Source organism: Bradyrhizobium sp. CCBAU 11361, from assembly GCF_028128935.1.
Classification (GTDB): Bacteria; Pseudomonadota; Alphaproteobacteria; order Rhizobiales; family Xanthobacteraceae; genus Bradyrhizobium; species Bradyrhizobium niftali.
Genome location: NZ_LBJZ01000026.1, coordinates 111,978 through 127,684 on the forward strand (window position 1 = coordinate 111,978; position 15,707 = coordinate 127,684).

The following is a 15,707-nucleotide window of genomic DNA, read 5'->3' on the forward strand; positions in this document are numbered from 1 at the left end:
CTGTCGGATTCACGAATTTAGCAGGTCATCGACTGCCGCCAGCAATTGCATAAATTGCATTCTTCGCTTCGGGGCGAGGCCCTCCAATTTTGTCGCGATCGTCGCCAGGGATGTCGGCGAAGGGGGCGGAGCGGGTGCCTCGGTGGGCGCGGTGAGCCAAGATTCCAGCTTTGCCGCTGTCTTCTTTGCGAGTTTTATCTTTCGGTTCAATACCTTACTTAGATGAGGCTGCGACAATTCGCACACCTTCGCCACGGTCGACTGGCTCGCCCCAATCTCGCGCATTCTGGCTTCGATATGGGTCAGCAAATCGTCCGGGAGCATTGACCAATTCTATGTAATGCATGATATTGCTTATTCATTGCATAAGAGATTGTCGCATGCAACGCGTCATTGGGAAGTTTGGCGATCGGTTCAACTTCTTGGATCTGCCGGATCCGGAGGCACATCTGCTTGGTGACCTACGCTGGGGCTCATTCGAGCACCCTCTCACGCCGGCGTTTTGGGTTGCCCAGGCATGGATGACGGGAACGCCGTCCGCAGGCAGCTTCCAGCTTGGACGCACGCTTGAGGAAGAGGTGACGTATTGCGTCCTTGGTGGTTACGGCATCCCGGCCGAAGTGGGTGTCGCTGCCGCGGAGAAGGTGTGCCGCGCACTTCCGCAGCTAGCGACCGCTGACGATCAATGCTCGATGCTCCGCGAGCTTCTGTCAAATCCGCTCCAGATTGGTGGCCGCAGCGTGAAATATCGCTTCGCAGCGCAACGTGCGGCGTACCTGGCGCGTGCGCTTTCGATGCTGACCGCCTTGGATGAGTCTGAGTTGTCGGATGTTGCGCTTCGAAACTCGCTTCTCAAGCTACCTGGCGTCGGCCTCAAGACGGCATCGTGGATTGTCCGCAATCGTCGCGCGAGCAACGACGTTGCGATCCTGGATATTCACATCGTCAGGGCTTGCAAGATCATGGGGGTATTTCCACGCGCCGCCGATCCGGCGCGGCGCTATTTCGAATTGGAAGAACGATTTCTTGCGTTCTGTCGAGCCACTGGTTCGGCCGCATCAAGCATGGACGCTGTCATGTGGAGTACCATGAGAGCGCTAGGCCAAAAGTTTATGCAACAACTGGTTGACGGCGTGATGTGCGTAGGAAACTCTTCGGACAGAAATTATTCGGAGGGGGCAAATGACGGGGTCGAGTGGCTCGCGCGATAGCGATGGCGATAGCTTCAGTGGAGGGAGCGGGGGAAGCAGCGATCAGTGCACGCGAAGCCGGCGTGGGCCGATAAACAGCCCAAAATCCGCGGTGCTGTCCGCACTCGGTGTCGGCTCTGTCCTGGGGGTCGAGGTGAGGCGGCCCGGCCCTTCGCCAATCTTGACCGTCGTTGATGCCGCCGGCACCCCCGCCGGTTCGCTAACATTCGTAGGCTATCTTGAGCTCATCGATTGTATCGAGAACCGCAATTTCAAGTATAAGGCGACCATCACGAACATTGCGGGTGGATCCTACGAGGTCCGAGTCGATCCGGTATGACGCGGGATCTTACGATCGTTGGCGGCATCTACCTCGAGCGATGCATTCAGCCATTATGGGATGCCGTCTACGGCTCTGCCGGCCGCGCGGCGCACGCCGCTCGTGACCTGATTCCAGGGCACATAACCCTGCACTCTTATGTTGGGCCTGCGATCAAACCACAGGCAGAACATTTGGCTGAAGATTGCGGCGCAACGCTGGTGCCGTCTCCCGCGGAGCATGGCGTAAGTTTCAGCTACCTTCATCCCATGTCCGTTCCGATCATTCGGCCTTCGCTCGAGCGAATAAGGACGCATGCGGCGATACCCGTGAAGGGCGACGTCGTCCTGCGTTTCGGAATGCTTGAGGGCGATGCGGTAGTTGACGCCGATGTCGCTGTCTACGATCCGCAATCCGCGTTCGGTGCGCCATCGTTCGATGCCAATGGATCTCGCGCTCGTCGCCTAGCGGTCGTGATGAATCGCCATGAGGCTGAGCATGTCACCGGTCACGCCGATCCGGTCGTCGCTGCAAGCAGTCTGATCGCCAGCGGCTCGGCCGAAGTCGTCATTGTGAAGATGGGGGGCAGTGGGGCAACCGTGACAACTCGCAGCGGCGTGACCGTGGTCCCAGCCTACCGCTCGACGCGCGTTTGGAAGATCGGATCTGGCGATGTCTTTTCCGCGACATTTGCCGCACTGTGGGGGTGTCACGACATGGACCCCACGCAGGCGGCCGATCTCGCCTCGCGCGCGGTCGCCCTCTACTGTGACACGCGAACGCTGCCTGTTCCGAGTATCGCCGATTTGCAGGCTCTGACTTACGAGCCTGTTGTGCCAACGAAGGGCACGGTCTACCTCGCTGCGCCATTCTTCGATCTTGCTCAAAGGTGGCTTGTTGAGGAATCGCGCGATCAACTTCGTGCCTTGGGCGCGTCTGTCTTTTCGCCGCTTCACGAAGTTGGTCCTGGACCAGCGTCGATCGTCGGACCGGCGGACATTGCTGGACTCGAACGTTCCGACGCGGTCTTCGCGATCCTGAATGGACTTGATGCGGGAACGATATTTGAGGTCGGCTACGCCGTGAAGAAAGGAATCCCCGTCGTTTGTTTTGCCCAGAACGTCAGCAGTGAAAGTCTCAAGATGATTGAGGGGACGAACTGCGAAGTGATCGATGAGTTTGTTTCGGCGCTGTATCGCACGATTTGGAGGCTGCCCAAGGCATGAAGGCCGTTCTGATGTCTGGAGGCATGGACTCCATCAGTATCGCTTGGTGGAAGCGGCCAGAGATCGCTATTTTTGTCGACTACGGGCAAAAGCCAGCGGCGGCGGAACGCGATGCGGGGCTTGCGGCGTGTCGAGCGATGAACATTCGCTACGAGCAAGTGAAGGCCGATTGCAGCGCACTCGGATCTGGCGACATGGCCGGCACGGCTCCCAGCCCTCATGCCCCTGTCTCGGAGTGGTGGCCATTTCGAAACCAGCTGATCCTTACGCTTGCGGGTGCTGCGGCATTGCGTCTCGGCGCCACCGAGTTGCTGATTGGCACGTTGAGGACTGACGGTCAGCACGCCGACGGTTTGCCGGCTTTTGTTGAGAGAATTTCCGACCTGATGGCGATGCAAGAGGGCGGCCTGATTGTGAGCGCGCCGGCAATCGCACTTTCCGCGCCCGAACTGGTCGTCGCGTCGGGCATAGACAAGCAAACCTTGGCTTGGGCGCACTCCTGTCATACTGGCGAACTGGCGTGTGGGCAGTGTCGCGGTTGCGTCAAGCACTATGAGACTTGGAAGGCACTGGGTTGGGATGCGCACTGACGAACCAAAACCACGCAACATGCCGTTAGTGTGGTCACCCTACCACTTCGCGGTCGTCACCTCGGAAGTGCTGACGCGTCCCGATTCTTGCTCGTCACGGAGCTTTGCGGATGTGATCGCGAAGCGACGCTCAGCCGTCGGCGATCCGGTTGATTTGAACTCCGTCGCCGAATTGCTCTGGTACGCGGTTGGCTGGAAGGGCTATGCCTCATGCGGACGGGCCGGCTTGCCGATTGCCTGGGCTACGAGTCCTTCATCTGGAGGGCTTCAGTCGGTCAATGTCGTTTGCATCGCGGACGATGGTTCGGCACCGAGATTGTATGATCCGGTCAATCATGCCTTTCTCACTCTGCGAGCCGACGATGAGCTCGTGCATACTGAGAATCGTCAATCCGTTTTGTCAGTCACGGGCCTGCAAAGCGGATGCACGCTGCGCTTCATCAGTGATCGCTCGAAAATCTCGGCTGCCTACGACAACGTCGATTCTCTCGTGTTTCGCGACGGGGGAGCCGCCTTGGCAACCATCTGTCTATGTGCCGAATGGCTCCGTCTTGCGGCGTGTCCACTGGGATTTCTCGGGAGCGCGATGTTACCCCTGCTCGGCCTGCCGCAGGATCGTTTCCAAGCCGTTGGAGGCGTCCAGATATCACGTCCAAGAGACGCGAACGGCTGACAGATCGGGCGTCCGAACGGAATGCAACTCGACTGCCCCTTTCTTGTGCTAGCCGCCCGATTGCAGGCGCGCAGGCCGTCGCGCTTTCCTCAAGAGGTCGGCGACGTGGCTCGTCAATCCGACATCCCCTCGGATCAGCAGGCCGATATGTGCCGGGAGTTGTGCGAGCAGTCTTCGTAGTTCTTCCAGCCCGCTGGATACGTCGAAGACTTCCCACTGATCCGCATCGCCAGGCACCAGCGTGGAAGCTGAGCTGTCCGTTGCGCCCTTGTGCAATTGCACGATCCAGACCCGCGAGCCGTCATGCACCCACTCAAATCTGACCGGCCCTAGCTTCGCTTGCGCGAAGCGGTATGTCTCCTGGATGTCGCGAAGCACGGCGTCTGGCAAACGTTCCGGCAAGCGTTTGCCCACCATGAATCTATCGCCCTCGCCAGAAGCTCCCTCGATGACGATCTGTTGGTCTGCATCCATGATCGCCGCCCCGGCAAATGCGGCGGGTACGGCTTGTTGACATAAGACAGCCGAGATTGCTTCGCCCGTCGGGTCTTCCTCGGCCAGAAGGCGAAAAGGATCGATCCAGCCTTTCGCCGTGGTGAACTTGCCGGGCTCTTGCTCACGCGGGCAGGTTCGGATCCACACCTCGTTCGATGGCGTCGGCTGACCGAACGCGAACGGCGCAATGCGCCGAGAGATGCACGTTGTTCGCGGAACGGGAAGTCCAATGAGATTGGCGATAAGCAGGCCGAATGTCTTGTCACCGATGAGCCGGCTGAAACGATTGGGCCATTTCAGCGCCGCCATCGCTGGCGCGCTATCTGAAGCCTCGTACTCCCACATCAGCGTATGGCCGCGGCGCCAGCCTCGCGGTTTTGGATGGATGCTGAACTCCAGTCTTCCGCGGCCGGCGTCGACCGTCGCTAGCGGAAAGCCGTAAACCGTTTCGAGCAGCGAAAGCCCCCAATCCAGAGGCAGGGAAGCCGTGCCTCCTTTTTCCACGCAGCGAGGTGTGTCGTCGGGGGCAAATTCGATGACGCCCCCCTGGATAACGCCCGAGACGCCGCCGTCCGAGACGTCGACGGTTTCATTGGCAATGACGTAGAGGCCTTCGGTGGACATCTTCCGGACCAGCGCTTCTATCTCCGCGGGGTCCACCAGACCGTAATGGAAGTCGCGGCTCCTCGGGCTGTCCGGCGTGAAGCTCCGTAGATTGATGGTTCCTTCCGGACACCGCTCGAGAAGGCAGCGCAAGCTTTCGGCGACACCGGAGAAGGTGTGATTGGCATCAAAGCCGGCAACGCGGCTGAACTCCTGCTTGGGCTCATCGGACCCTGGGGAGTAACTAACGAACTGCGCGACGTTTCCGACCCGGGCAAGCTCGTCGAGAGACTTGTCTTTCCTGAACAGCATCAACCGGGTCCTTGTACGTGAAGCCTTTCGGGCCCGCTCCAGCGGGAATGGGACGTGCAAGCCCGCTGCTTCCGGGGAACGTTACCGCCTACTACCAGCCAAGCGAGTTGGCCCTGTGCACCGCGCGACCTCCTAGGAGCCCCTACAGCGAGTTTTCCCACTTTTTAGTGCCGCTAGCCAGCCGTGAGGGCAAGCCTTGAGGCGACCAAATATGTGGACGGCACTCGGGTTCGGCCGCTCCGTACGGCTCGCGTACAGACGTTCCAATTCGGGCCAACGTCCTGCTGAGGCCCTTGGATTTCTTGGCAAAAAGTGATGTTACGGCCCACCCAATAGCGGAAAATTAAGCGTGGCGGACCAAACTGAGTGGACCTTCTGCTGCGGTCTAGCGTAGTGTCATACAAAGAGGGACCGAATCATGACCGCCTACGCCGCTGTACTCGAGGCTCGATATATAGCTGAGAAACGGGTCGCTATCCTAAGGCGGGTATTGCTGAAGAAGGGCGCTTCCGGAAAGCTAGCGGGTCCTGTGTCCGCTTCGCCAAATACGAAGCGGGTCAAGTTTGGCCGCAAGAAAAAGGCCTAGCCTTTACTCAGAAAACGACTGGAAGCGCGAGGTCGACGAGGGCGGTGATACCGATCCTTGGCGCCTGCCTGTCGGCCGGGACTACGGAAGAATTGTCCACAGCGCGAGCTTCAGGCGGCTTCAGGGCAAGACACAGGTCTTCCCTGGTCACGAGTCTGACTTTTTCCGAAATCGTCTGACGCATTCTCTCGAGGTCGCTCAGATTGCGAGCGGCATTGCCGAGCGACTTAATCACGTTGATCCTTACTTCAGTGAGAAAAAGCTGGATCTGCGGCTCTGCGAGGCAGCGGCACTTCTGCACGACATCGGTCATCCGCCTTTCGGTCATAACGGCGAACGCGCGCTCGACGACCTGATGCGTGACGCCGGAGGGTTTGAGGGAAACGCGCAAACGCTGCGGATCATATCGCGGCTGGAGAAGAAGGTTCGCAGAGCCGCGGATTTCAAGGGAGACGATCGTGCGGGGTTGAATCTGACTTACCGCCTGATGGCTGCCGTTCTCAAATATGATCGGGTCATACCGGCGCGCCGAGCCAAAAACAAAAAGCTCGTGAAGGGATATTACGAATCCGAGGCGGATGTTGTCCGCAGGATCAAGTCGCATACGGCGGGAAACGTAGGCGGTCGCGCGTTCAAGACGATCGAGTGCGCAATCATGGACCTGGCAGACGACATCGCATACTCGACCTACGACCTCGAAGACTCGATGAAGGCCGGCTTTCTTACTCCGGCTTCGATTCTTGCGTCCAGGGAGGACCTGCTTTCAAAGGTGGCAAAGAAGACCTCTGAAGAGTTGGAGCGTTCGATCACGCCAGACGACATCCTGGAGGTCTTCAGCGATATATTTGCAGTCATCGTTCCCGAAGACTCGGAGAACTCACTGCTGTCTTTCGTCGAAACGTTCCAGACCTCACAGGAATTGAGCGAGTCTGGCTATCTCAGGACCAAGCTGTCTTCGGCCTTGGTCCACGAGGCCATCAATTCGGTTGAGGTGGAACTCGACCCCAAATATCCGATGCTCAGCAAGGCATACCTCAATGACAGGGCGCGTCTGAGGGTCGAGATTCTGAAACAGTACACGTTTGAGAGCACGATTTACTCATCGAGGGTCAAGCTGCCCGAATTTCGCGGGTACGAGGTCGTGAAGAGCATTTTCGAGGCGCTGGCGAGCGAAAGAGGCTTCCTCATGATGCCCGACGATGTGCGAGAGCACTATCGCAGCGCGTCGAACAAGGCGCAGCAACTCCGCATCATTTGCGATTTCGTTGCTGGCATGACCGACCGATACGCGACCGAGTTTTTCGATCGGCTGCATTCCAACGCCGGTCACAGCATGTTCAAGCCCGTTTGAAACGAGTCGGTGCCGTTTTCGTTGATCAGGCCAGGATTCATTCGTCCAGGTGGTCAGAACCAACTGCTCGGATCCATGGCACGAAGAACTTTGCGGAATTCGGAGTTGCTGCCTCCCGCGACCTGATTGAAGACGGAATTATCTCCGCCCCAGATCTGGCCGGGATTGTTGATCATGCTGTTTGAGCCACCGAGTAACTGGCGCGGATTGTTGATCACAGAGTTGGGGCCGCCGGTGACCTCGCCGACGGCGCGGATGGCCTTCACAATCTCATTGTTGGGGCCCGGGCCTTTCGTAAGATCGTTGAATGCATTCGTCAGGGTCAGGACGATCGTATTGTTCTGGCCGAAGCAACTGGTGCCGATCCCGCCTTTGAAGCATTTCGTGAGTTCGTTAATGGTGAGTTGGGTGGCGGTGCAGCCGGCAAAGCCAATCGGATTTCCGCCGGTTTCGACCGCGCATTCCGCCGCGATCCGCCATTCTTCATTCATCGCGGGGCCCGCGGCGCAAAGGGCGAATGAGGTGGCTCCGGAACTGGTCGTGGCACAACTGACGACTCTGGCGGCGTCCGGCGGCAAGACCGCGCCGGCGGCGCAGCCCGCCAACTGAGCCTTATCGCCGTTGGCGTTTGATACGCAGGACAGGACCTGGCTTGTCTTGGGGTCCAGGACACCGTCAGCGCAATTTGCAATGAGCGAACTGGCGCTCCGGCCGGATGAGATGCAGGTCAGAACGTGCTGGGCGGTTCGTACTTCTGGCTTGTCGCCGAGCAGGCAAAGCGCGACGTCGGTCGACGATTTGCTGCCATCTCCAACGCAGGCCGCCGCACGAGCGGCATCGCCGCCGACAGCTGTGGCGGCGCAATTTGTCCAAGTCCCCTTGCCACCCGAATTCATGCAATCGAAAAGCTGCTTGGCCTTTGCAAAATTGGGTGAAAGGTTGCCGAGACAATCGGCAGAACCGGATGTGGTATTAGTCTTTGTCAGACAGTCAGCCATCTTCTTTTGGGCGTCGGGCAGGTCTGCGGCGACGCAACCTGCTGCGGATGCGTAGCCGCCGGCCTGCTTCACGCAGTCTCGGATCTTTTCTGCCTTGGCCTTGATCTCGGCGCTGGGATTGCAGGCAAGGACACTCTCGGCCGAGGGCGTTCCCCGGATGGCACAACCGACCTGAAGCGCGAGGTTGGGATCGTTGACCTTATCCGTAAAGCAGAGCAGCCGCTCGCCTTCGGTCTTTTTGCTAAAACAGTCGAGCAACGCCTTCTTGTCGGCGCTGATGGTCGGCATGACGCAATCAGTGAAAGCGCTTTGAGAATTGGCCGCGGCGTTGCATCGCTCGATGTCGGCCTTGGCCGGCATTGCGGGAATGTCTGCCTCCGACAACATGAGGGGGCTCGCGCGGCTCAGACCACGAGCGGCAAGAGCGGAATCAAGCGCCGCTCGTCCGCTGACAGTATCGGCGTATACGGGGCACTGTTGACCGAGTGCACAGCGCAGCAACGCCTTAGGAGTGATCCACACGCCGGAGCAGAGAAACATCTGCTCGACGGTGACGGTCCTGTCATGTGACGCACGCTCATTGTAGCACGAGAGTACTTTTTTCGCGGTTGCCACCTGGTCAAGTGAGCGCCGGTTCAGACCCGCAACCTTGCGATCGGGTTGACGCACGTCGGGTTCATCCAGCGGTCCCGATGCAACTGGCTTCCAATCTCCGATATCGATGTTGTCGGGTATTTTCCAGACGACCGGAGTCAAAGTGATGGCAACAGCACGGGCGAGAGCGGCCGTCTGAGCTGCCCGAGCTTGACTGACGTAGGACGCCAAGACAATTTTCCAATTGTGCTGATCATTGTTGGGAGGGTAGAGCGCGAACGCTTCGAACGGAAACGAGCTTCGCAGGCGCTCAAATTGGGTGCGGGCTTCCGGTTCGGTCGTGCCGCTTGCCACGATCGTGAAGTAGGATCTCGCGGCCGTCATTTGCTGCGGACGGTCGTTGAGACGACTCAGTGTGGCGGTTTTGGTTGCTGCCAATTGTGCGAACCGATCACGATATTGATCCATCAGACAGGAGCGCGCCACCAATGCGTCCTTTGGCATGAGAAAGCCCATATCTGGAATGGCGCACTTTGCCTCGAGACCGCCGGCCCAGCGATTATGCTCGCGTGTCAGCGACGACCGTTCCGGTCCTGTCAGGCCTTCCAGTTGCGCGGCGTACAGCCTGCTTTCTTCCTCTTTGAGAGCTGCGATTTCAGCGTCGAAGCAGCTGAACATCGCGATGGGCCTCATCAGGCCATCGCAGCTCTGGGCCGAAGCCGATTTGCCAAATATCGAGATCGCAACAAGAAAAATACAAACAAAATAACCTGCGCGCATCGGTCATCCTCCGAGTTTCACGCAGCTTGTATGAAACATCGAAAGCAACCAAAAGTAAAGTGCCTCACTTGCAAGCTCTGCAACTCGAAAGTGGGGGCGGGCTCGCTTTGTCATCGGCATGCCTCTCACATCTGTCTGTTGTGAGGGCTGAGCTCGGCACGCACGAACATCGGCGAGGTCGTATGACGATGCGATCGGGCGTGATGCCGTTTCGGATGTTGATCAGGGGCATGTCGACCGACACGACCACCCAATCCGAGTAGCCTTCATCGCCGCCCTCGATCATATGGATCTCGTACCCCGCTTCCCAACTTCAAACATGAGGCTCCTCGCCGGAATCTGGTGATTCGTTCGGAAGGAAAACCTGCCACTCCCGCCGCGAGTGGTGGAGCGATAGTTCGCGTTTCCCGCGCTGTTCATAGGCCAATCAAAGTAGGCATCCCGGACAGTTACGTCCTATCTAAGTGGCCGGACATATGATTGCCGATTGTCCTCGGCGGCGCGGATCTCTTGATCAATATCCTCTTCGCTCATCCCGACTTCTTGCTGCCAACCGCCATCCGGCATCTGCCGAACCATGATTACTCTTGCGTCCCAGAGAACGGTGGGCACCATCAAATAGCAGCGAACGTCGCTGAGCCCGTCCTGAATTCGTCGCCGAAGACGATGGGCGCCGTCGATCAAATGCACTCCGTCGCCAGCAACGATGAAAAGGACCGGCTCGTCGCGGCGGGTGACGCTCATGGTGTCGACCACCGATTGATCAAAGTCGTAGGACGCAATGTTCTGCTTCACCCCCTCATTGATGGAGGTGATCTGCGGGCGGCCACCTTCGCGCTCGATTTCGTCCCAACACTTCGAGATGTTGATCATGCCCCAGCGGTCGTGGATGTGACACTCGTCGCCACGCATGCTTCCAAGGAAGGCGCATTGGCCGGTGGGCGAATCGAAACAGTAACCGCGATTTCCCTTGACCGGCTTATAGCTGGGTAGGGCGGCGAGCTCCGCTTTCGAAACGATTCTTCTGGGCTCCTACAGCACCTTCGCGCGCGGTTTGTTGACGTCGTGAACCTGTAGAGTATCGGGCGGCCGCCGGCTGAAGCGGCCTCCGCTCCAACTTTGAATTGGATAGACATTAAGCGTGAATTTTCGGATCCAAATTTCCGTGGTCCCTTTGCATCAATGGAGTAACCTGTTTTCGCCTTTGGGGGGCGTGGGGATGGCGCACTACGGAGCTTACCTTTTGGATCAGCACCACCACGTTATAAGCGTGGCCAATTTGCAGTGTGCCGACGAGCAGGAAGCACGAGAACGTGCTCAGCAGCTAGTTGATGTCAACGGCATTGAGCTATGGCAACTTGATGACCGTATTGCGGTGTTTGAGGCCGCCATAACCCGAACCTCGCATGGCGGTACAGGGAAGCGTTCAGCGGGCGCAACCGCCTACAATGAAGCCTAAGTAAAGCTGCGACCTAAAGAGCCGCAGGACCCGGTCGAGCGCGAGGATGGCGGCTTGGGCTTGTGGTGATGCTGTAGAAATTGCAAATATGAAAACACCGGCGGCCGACCTACTCGACCTTGATTATTCGCTCCCTGGCGGCCCGCAGGCTGCGGAGGTAGTAGCCTTCTGCCTGAACGGCTGACTTGATTTCGCCGCTGACCTTGAGAACTCGTTTTCTGCTCTTGCGCCACTTATGTGCAGAGTAAAGCACGGGTACGGCAGAGCCTGTACCTAGAACGAGCAAGTTGCGCTTGTCATTGCGATAGACATCAAACACCTTCCCCCCTGATCATACTCAACTAAGAATGGAATATGTTTGGTCGTCTCAATGGACGAGCTTAGTATCTCGAATGGCTGTGCGGGTGTAAATCTGCCCCCGACTTTTGCTTCACCCCGGATTTGGAACGAATCAAGCGAGCCCGGACCATCGCCAAATTGGGCGCGCTAGGCAGTTACTTCAGCGATGAAGTGAACGGCACGAGACAGTAGGATCAGCTTGTAACCCTCCCGTACGGAGCGGAGATGCCCTGGAGCCCCAACAGCAATGATCAGGCGGATGTGATCCAGGGAAGATAGAACGAACTAACCACCGAGGAGATTTAGTGACGGACAAATTCTAGAGAGGGTGTCCAGCCTCAGGGTTGGTCTCATCGGGAGTAACGCACATGGCAGGTCCTCCAACCCAAAAAGACATCGAGCGCCGAGCGTATCATCTGTGGCAGCAAGCCGGAATGCCAAAGGAGAGGGATCAAGAGTTCTATTTGGAAGCAGAACGATAGCTAAGATTAAAGTAGAAACGGGCCATTCGTTCGCTCGCTTCGTTGCCCCACGGGAGTAATGATAGTATTGGGCAATTAGGCAGAAGTTCTCTGATGTAGGCCTCATGATGCCGAAAATCTGCGAATGATTGGCGAAATGCGAAGCGCTTTCGTGCGTGGGCTTTGGAACGGATTGAGCCCGCACGAATTTCTGCCGACGCCGAGAACGCCTCGTTCTATGGTCCAGAGATGCAGTGCTATTTGTTCTGCTCGTCTGCGCTGCCCGGCTGCGCTGGCCGCAGAAACTTCTGCAAAGCGGATGCTGCGTCCCATCGGCTGGCGAAGGCTGTCTGCCAAATCGTCACCACGTTTCATGGCACAGAGCGAGATGCGGTATCGATCGGATTCCACGGGGCGCGACAACACGGCGGACCCAAGCTGATTGAGCAGAAAGACTGCGGATCACAACCATCAAACGCTGCTAAGCGTCTTGGTTGCAATGCTAAAGTGCCTCGCCGACCGGCTGGGGGACAACGTGGTTAAGGCAATTCGCAATACCGTCATGGCACTTACTTTTGTCGGCGTCGCAGGCAGCAACATGTTTTGGAATTTCATGAATGATTATATCGCCTGCGGCCTTGCGCTGGCGGCTTCAGTCACCGCCGGCCTTTGCGTTGAGCGCGTCTTCATCGAGCGGTCCCGTCGCGAGATGATCCGCCTCCACGGCGCGGACTGGCATTCGGCAGAGGACCAACAGCCCGGCGCATGAACGCCACTCCTCGCACGCTCGTGATCTTCATCATTGGATTCTTCGCATTCGATCCGAGGGGCCTGCCCTGATGACCAAGCCGGCCCATCCATTCCGGATCCCTCGCATCGAGCGCTTGGTGGAGCTGCTCGAGGCAGACTACAGAATGACAGTTGATCCGAATACCAGTGAGAGCAACACGAAATCGGAGGCGTCCGATCCGGAGGTGCTTGATTGCCAAGCGCTACCCGGTCCTGATCCAGGAGGATGCGAGCAGGCGCCTTCGTTGCGAGCGAACCCTACGGCATGGAGGGCTCGACCAAGGCGGTCGGCACGCCCGAGGAAGCGATAACGATCTGGAACGGCGACCGCCACAAGCTGACCCCGACGTAATCGAGGTACGCAATGATCAAGAGGCCGCGCTTGGCTGCAGCTGGTTTGTGCAGCAGCCCCAGGAATGGATTCGGAAACGTTGCGCGTGTTCGGCTTCATCAACCGCGAGCACATCGAGCACAAATTCAACATCTCGACGCCGCACGGCTCGAGCGACCTGCAGTTGTTTCAGCGGCGGCGTTCGGGCGTGATATATTTCAGCGCTTCCGCCAAGCGCTACCAGCCGGTGATCGAGATTGCCTCCGGCATCGAGCCGGTGCAGCTGAGAAGGAGAGACGACTGTCCAGGCGCCGCGTTCGTCGAGATAGTTGGCCGTCAGGTCGATGTGGACCGACTGCAAGTGATCCTTGGTCTTGGGCATGAGGACCAGGCGGTATTGTTCAAAGGTGATAAGCGCTTCCTCCTTGGGCCACGTGACCTGGTGATCCACGCCGATCTGGAGAGGTGGGAGCCGTTGCGGACGCAGAGTTTCCGGCAACGCTCCTGCTCGGCTTCCTCAGGGGCGTACTCTGAGGCGTCGCCGTCAAGCGGCGCGAAAAAGCGCGCGGCCAGCTCACACCCCGAGCCAGCCGGCGAAAGTACTCTTGAGTAAACGACATTTCGCGCAATGCCGGCCCGCCCATCCGGTTGCGGTCAGGATCGAAATCCACTTCGCGCCCCATTAAGGAGCGAGACAGCTTCCTTTGGTACAAAACCAGCGCGCCGCTCTTCTCCATTGCGCTGGTAGACTAGCCGTTGAAGTAAGACCACAAGTCGTGTGCATGAGAGAGGAGCTCGGTGGTAAAAATCTGTGATCCGATCATATGCCAGTTCGGCGCGTCAATCCTGTCATCGACTGCTAGATCGACTCGTTGTCATCAGTGATGGGCTTGATACTTCCTGCACCAGGTTTCAAGCATTTCGAACCGCGCTAGCTATTGAATATTCCCTGGAGCGCAGTAGATGTGCCGCGAAGCGCGACAGCAGGTCGCCCATCCGTGGAGTGTCCGTATCGCCGACCGTCTTTCACTCGCTATCAGCATGAAGCTAGCTCCTGATAACGATGAATCTTTGTTTCCCGTCATTCGTTCCGGCTGCTAACGCAATGGTGGGATGCGCAACGGCGGGAGCTCGAGCCTTTGAGCGCAATACGCGCCCGCGAACTGCTCACTTCCGGTTACGCGATTGGAGTGCATCGCCTGCTGAAGAACGAATTTGCGATCCGGGTCGGGTCCCGCCGTCATTTCATTCCGGCGTCGCTATCACTGCCCCTCTGCGGGTGCCTTCTTATCCGACATGCCGCAAGACTTGGTAGCAGCGTCGCCCATGGGCGGCGGGCGTGCGGCGTTCAATGCGGTAATGCAAGGGAATAATCCACGTTACGCCGACAGGAGGCGAGAATGCGCAATAGCTTCCACAATCCCCACGACGGTTCAGTGGAGCGCACTTAATCTTCCGCCCTCCGTTGCACGCGCACCGGTACTCGCTTTGCGGGCGCGTGCTCTCTACTCGCAGATTCAGCGCAGAAGCTATCGTTACACTGGCTTGTGCGAAAGCCATGGCACGCGCCAGTGCCAACCGCCGCACCGTTCGTCATAGTTGAGCAGGCCGGCGGCGACATTGCAGCCGACGAGCGGCGGCAAGCTCACGCCGGGGCAGTGAGTTGTCAAACCATCGGAGATGCCGTCGCATCGCTCGCAAACCTTGAAGCTGAAATCCCGGCTGAAATAATGGCCAGGGAAACTTACTACCTTTCCCATACCTCTACGCAACCTCATCGTTGACATCATTGAATTGCGATTGCGTCGGATCGCCCAGATCTGCGAGAGCGAGAAGGCGCAGATCGCCTGCAGAAGCCGCAGGTCATGCCGCAAACTTCAACGCCGGGCCTGGCTTCGTGCGCTTAACGCCGGTGTCTGTTAGTCGGCCCGCTCCACCATTCTTTGGTTCGAAAATGGGCCGTGCGGACGTTCCGCACGGCCAAGTCAGGGAGGAAACGCCCCAAAGGGCGACTGAAGGAAGCATCGGGATGAGTAGATCGCTCACTCACCGAGAACCCCAAGCTTGCGCGAACGCCGTCTAATCGCGCAAGCCAGCGGCTCGAATACGCGTTTCCTCGCGCTGGTTGGCGGCGATTTTCGCGCGTGACTCGCATGTTTTGTGCGCAAATGACGCTTCAGCCGCAGCTACTGCGTCAGCCGCTCGACCTGAACCGTGGTGGCCACACTACAAAGGTTTTTTTCGCTCGATGGCGGCTACAACAACAGTGGGATCGAATTCGCGCGGTCCGGTGGCGTTGGAATTAGCGGCGCGCGAGGGGGGCGTCTGGGCCAGGAACGCCCTTTGGTTTGCGGTTGTGTCATCGACATCGACGACAAGGGTGATGAGTGGTTTGAAGGCCCGCACATTTACGTGGGCGAGTTCGATCCACTGCGAGGTCCATTTCGTGACTACCGACGAGTGAGGCTCTGTACTATCGGGCAATGGTCGGCGCGGCATGCGGAAGCGAACCCGAAAGCGAGAGTGAAGAAATTTCCTCGCGATGAAGGGCTCGCTCGGTGAAGGACAATCGCTCCAATGTGGATTTTTCGATCACTGATACCCATACTAG

The 15,707-nt window shown here is 58.2% G+C and carries 16 protein-coding genes; 10 read left to right on the top strand and 6 right to left on the bottom strand.

Going from position 1 to position 15,707, the window contains the following annotated elements; all coding sequences use genetic code 11:
- Positions 1 to 9: 9 nt before the first annotated feature.
- Positions 10 to 324, bottom strand: coding sequence for a hypothetical protein (locus XI08_RS09510; RefSeq protein ID WP_271574215.1), 315 nt, complete (start codon positions 322 to 324; stop codon positions 10 to 12).
- Positions 325 to 380: 56 nt separating this feature from the next.
- Here XI08_RS09510 and XI08_RS09515 point away from each other — a divergent pair, with 56 nt between their 5' ends.
- The 4 genes from XI08_RS09515 to XI08_RS09530 all read left to right on the top strand — a co-directional run bounded on the left by XI08_RS09515 (position 381) and on the right by XI08_RS09530 (position 3,998).
- Positions 381 to 1,211 (top strand): 8-oxoguanine DNA glycosylase, encoded by an 831-nt coding sequence (locus tag XI08_RS09515; protein ID WP_271574216.1) that lies wholly within the window; start codon positions 381 to 383, stop codon positions 1,209 to 1,211.
- A 315-nt stretch (positions 1,212 to 1,526) separates the two neighbouring features.
- A complete protein-coding gene (locus XI08_RS09520; protein WP_271574217.1) occupies positions 1,527 to 2,735 on the top strand; it encodes a PfkB family carbohydrate kinase in 1,209 nt (402 codons plus the stop codon).
- Positions 2,732 to 3,325: a 7-cyano-7-deazaguanine synthase gene (locus tag XI08_RS09525; protein WP_271574218.1), complete on the top strand. Its 594-nt coding sequence runs from the start codon at positions 2,732 to 2,734 to the stop codon at positions 3,323 to 3,325. Before XI08_RS09520 ends, XI08_RS09525 begins: the two co-directional genes overlap by 4 nt.
- Complete coding sequence (locus XI08_RS09530) at positions 3,315 to 3,998, top strand: nitroreductase family protein (RefSeq protein ID WP_271574219.1); 684 nt, start codon at positions 3,315 to 3,317, stop codon at positions 3,996 to 3,998. The genes XI08_RS09525 and XI08_RS09530 overlap by 11 nt, the downstream gene beginning before the upstream one ends.
- A 48-nt stretch (positions 3,999 to 4,046) precedes the next feature.
- On the opposite strand, the gene XI08_RS09535 is transcribed toward XI08_RS09530, so the two are convergent.
- A complete protein-coding gene (locus XI08_RS09535; protein WP_271574220.1) occupies positions 4,047 to 5,408 on the bottom strand; it encodes a hypothetical protein in 1,362 nt (453 codons plus the stop codon).
- Positions 5,409 to 5,971: 563 nt separating this feature from the next.
- Here XI08_RS09535 and dgt point away from each other — a divergent pair.
- Complete coding sequence (gene dgt, locus XI08_RS09540; protein WP_271574221.1) at positions 5,972 to 7,345, top strand: dGTP triphosphohydrolase; 1,374 nt, start codon at positions 5,972 to 5,974, stop codon at positions 7,343 to 7,345.
- Between the two features lie 53 nt (positions 7,346 to 7,398).
- Here dgt and XI08_RS09545 read toward each other — a convergent pair whose 3' ends face one another.
- Complete coding sequence (locus tag XI08_RS09545; RefSeq protein ID WP_271574222.1) at positions 7,399 to 9,717, bottom strand: hypothetical protein; 2,319 nt, start codon at positions 9,715 to 9,717, stop codon at positions 7,399 to 7,401.
- A gap of 456 nt (positions 9,718 to 10,173) precedes the next feature.
- The gene (locus XI08_RS09550) at positions 10,174 to 10,590 is read right to left on the bottom strand and encodes a hypothetical protein (protein ID WP_271574223.1); all 417 of its coding nucleotides are present in this window, start codon (positions 10,588 to 10,590) and stop codon (positions 10,174 to 10,176) included.
- Positions 10,591 to 10,858: 268 nt separating this feature from the next.
- On the opposite strand from XI08_RS09550, the gene XI08_RS09555 reads away from it, so the two are divergent.
- Positions 10,859 to 11,176, top strand: coding sequence for a hypothetical protein (locus XI08_RS09555; RefSeq protein WP_271574224.1), 318 nt, complete (start codon positions 10,859 to 10,861; stop codon positions 11,174 to 11,176).
- A gap of 109 nt (positions 11,177 to 11,285) precedes the next feature.
- Here the strand turns inward: XI08_RS09555 and XI08_RS09560 are convergent, their stop codons facing one another.
- On the bottom strand, positions 11,286 to 11,495 hold the full coding sequence (locus tag XI08_RS09560; protein WP_271574225.1) for a hypothetical protein: 210 nt from the start codon (positions 11,493 to 11,495) through the stop codon (positions 11,286 to 11,288).
- 388 nt (positions 11,496 to 11,883) lie between these two features.
- On the opposite strand from XI08_RS09560, the gene XI08_RS09565 reads away from it, so the two are divergent.
- The 4 genes from XI08_RS09565 (at position 11,884) to XI08_RS09580 (ending at position 13,709) form a co-directional block, all read left to right on the top strand.
- Complete coding sequence (locus tag XI08_RS09565) at positions 11,884 to 11,997, top strand: DUF2934 domain-containing protein (RefSeq protein ID WP_271574226.1); 114 nt, start codon at positions 11,884 to 11,886, stop codon at positions 11,995 to 11,997.
- Between the two features lie 421 nt (positions 11,998 to 12,418).
- Positions 12,419 to 12,745 carry a hypothetical protein gene (locus XI08_RS09570; RefSeq protein ID WP_232674571.1) on the top strand — a complete coding sequence of 109 codons (327 nt, stop codon included), beginning with the start codon at positions 12,419 to 12,421 and terminating at the stop codon, positions 12,743 to 12,745.
- Positions 12,746 to 12,991: 246 nt separating this feature from the next.
- Positions 12,992 to 13,117 (top strand): hypothetical protein, encoded by a 126-nt coding sequence (locus XI08_RS09575; protein WP_271574227.1) that lies wholly within the window; start codon positions 12,992 to 12,994, stop codon positions 13,115 to 13,117.
- Between the two features lie 64 nt (positions 13,118 to 13,181).
- On the top strand, positions 13,182 to 13,709 hold the full coding sequence (locus XI08_RS09580) for a hypothetical protein (RefSeq protein ID WP_271574228.1): 528 nt from the start codon (positions 13,182 to 13,184) through the stop codon (positions 13,707 to 13,709).
- Positions 13,710 to 14,631: 922 nt separating this feature from the next.
- Here XI08_RS09580 and XI08_RS09585 read toward each other — a convergent pair.
- The gene (locus XI08_RS09585) at positions 14,632 to 14,970 is read right to left on the bottom strand and encodes a hypothetical protein (protein ID WP_271574229.1); all 339 of its coding nucleotides are present in this window, start codon (positions 14,968 to 14,970) and stop codon (positions 14,632 to 14,634) included.
- Between the last annotated feature and the right edge of the window lie 737 nt (positions 14,971 to 15,707).

Coding starts and splice junctions, on each gene's coding strand:
- XI08_RS09510 (WP_271574215.1), bottom strand. CDS start 324: ATGCTCCCGGACGATTTGCTGACCCATATCGAAGCCAGAATGCGCGAG.
- XI08_RS09515 (WP_271574216.1), top strand. CDS start 381: ATGCAACGCGTCATTGGGAAGTTTGGCGATCGGTTCAACTTCTTGGAT.
- XI08_RS09520 (WP_271574217.1), top strand. CDS start 1,527: ATGACGCGGGATCTTACGATCGTTGGCGGCATCTACCTCGAGCGATGC.
- XI08_RS09525 (WP_271574218.1), top strand. CDS start 2,732: ATGAAGGCCGTTCTGATGTCTGGAGGCATGGACTCCATCAGTATCGCT.
- XI08_RS09530 (WP_271574219.1), top strand. CDS start 3,315: ATGCGCACTGACGAACCAAAACCACGCAACATGCCGTTAGTGTGGTCA.
- XI08_RS09535 (WP_271574220.1), bottom strand. CDS start 5,408: ATGCTGTTCAGGAAAGACAAGTCTCTCGACGAGCTTGCCCGGGTCGGA.
- XI08_RS09545 (WP_271574222.1), bottom strand. CDS start 9,717: ATGCGCGCAGGTTATTTTGTTTGTATTTTTCTTGTTGCGATCTCGATA.
- XI08_RS09550 (WP_271574223.1), bottom strand. CDS start 10,590: ATGATCAACATCTCGAAGTGTTGGGACGAAATCGAGCGCGAAGGTGGC.
- XI08_RS09565 (WP_271574226.1), top strand. CDS start 11,884: ATGGCAGGTCCTCCAACCCAAAAAGACATCGAGCGCCGAGCGTATCAT.
- XI08_RS09575 (WP_271574227.1), top strand. CDS start 12,992: ATGCGAGCAGGCGCCTTCGTTGCGAGCGAACCCTACGGCATGGAGGGC.
- XI08_RS09580 (WP_271574228.1), top strand. CDS start 13,182: ATGGATTCGGAAACGTTGCGCGTGTTCGGCTTCATCAACCGCGAGCAC.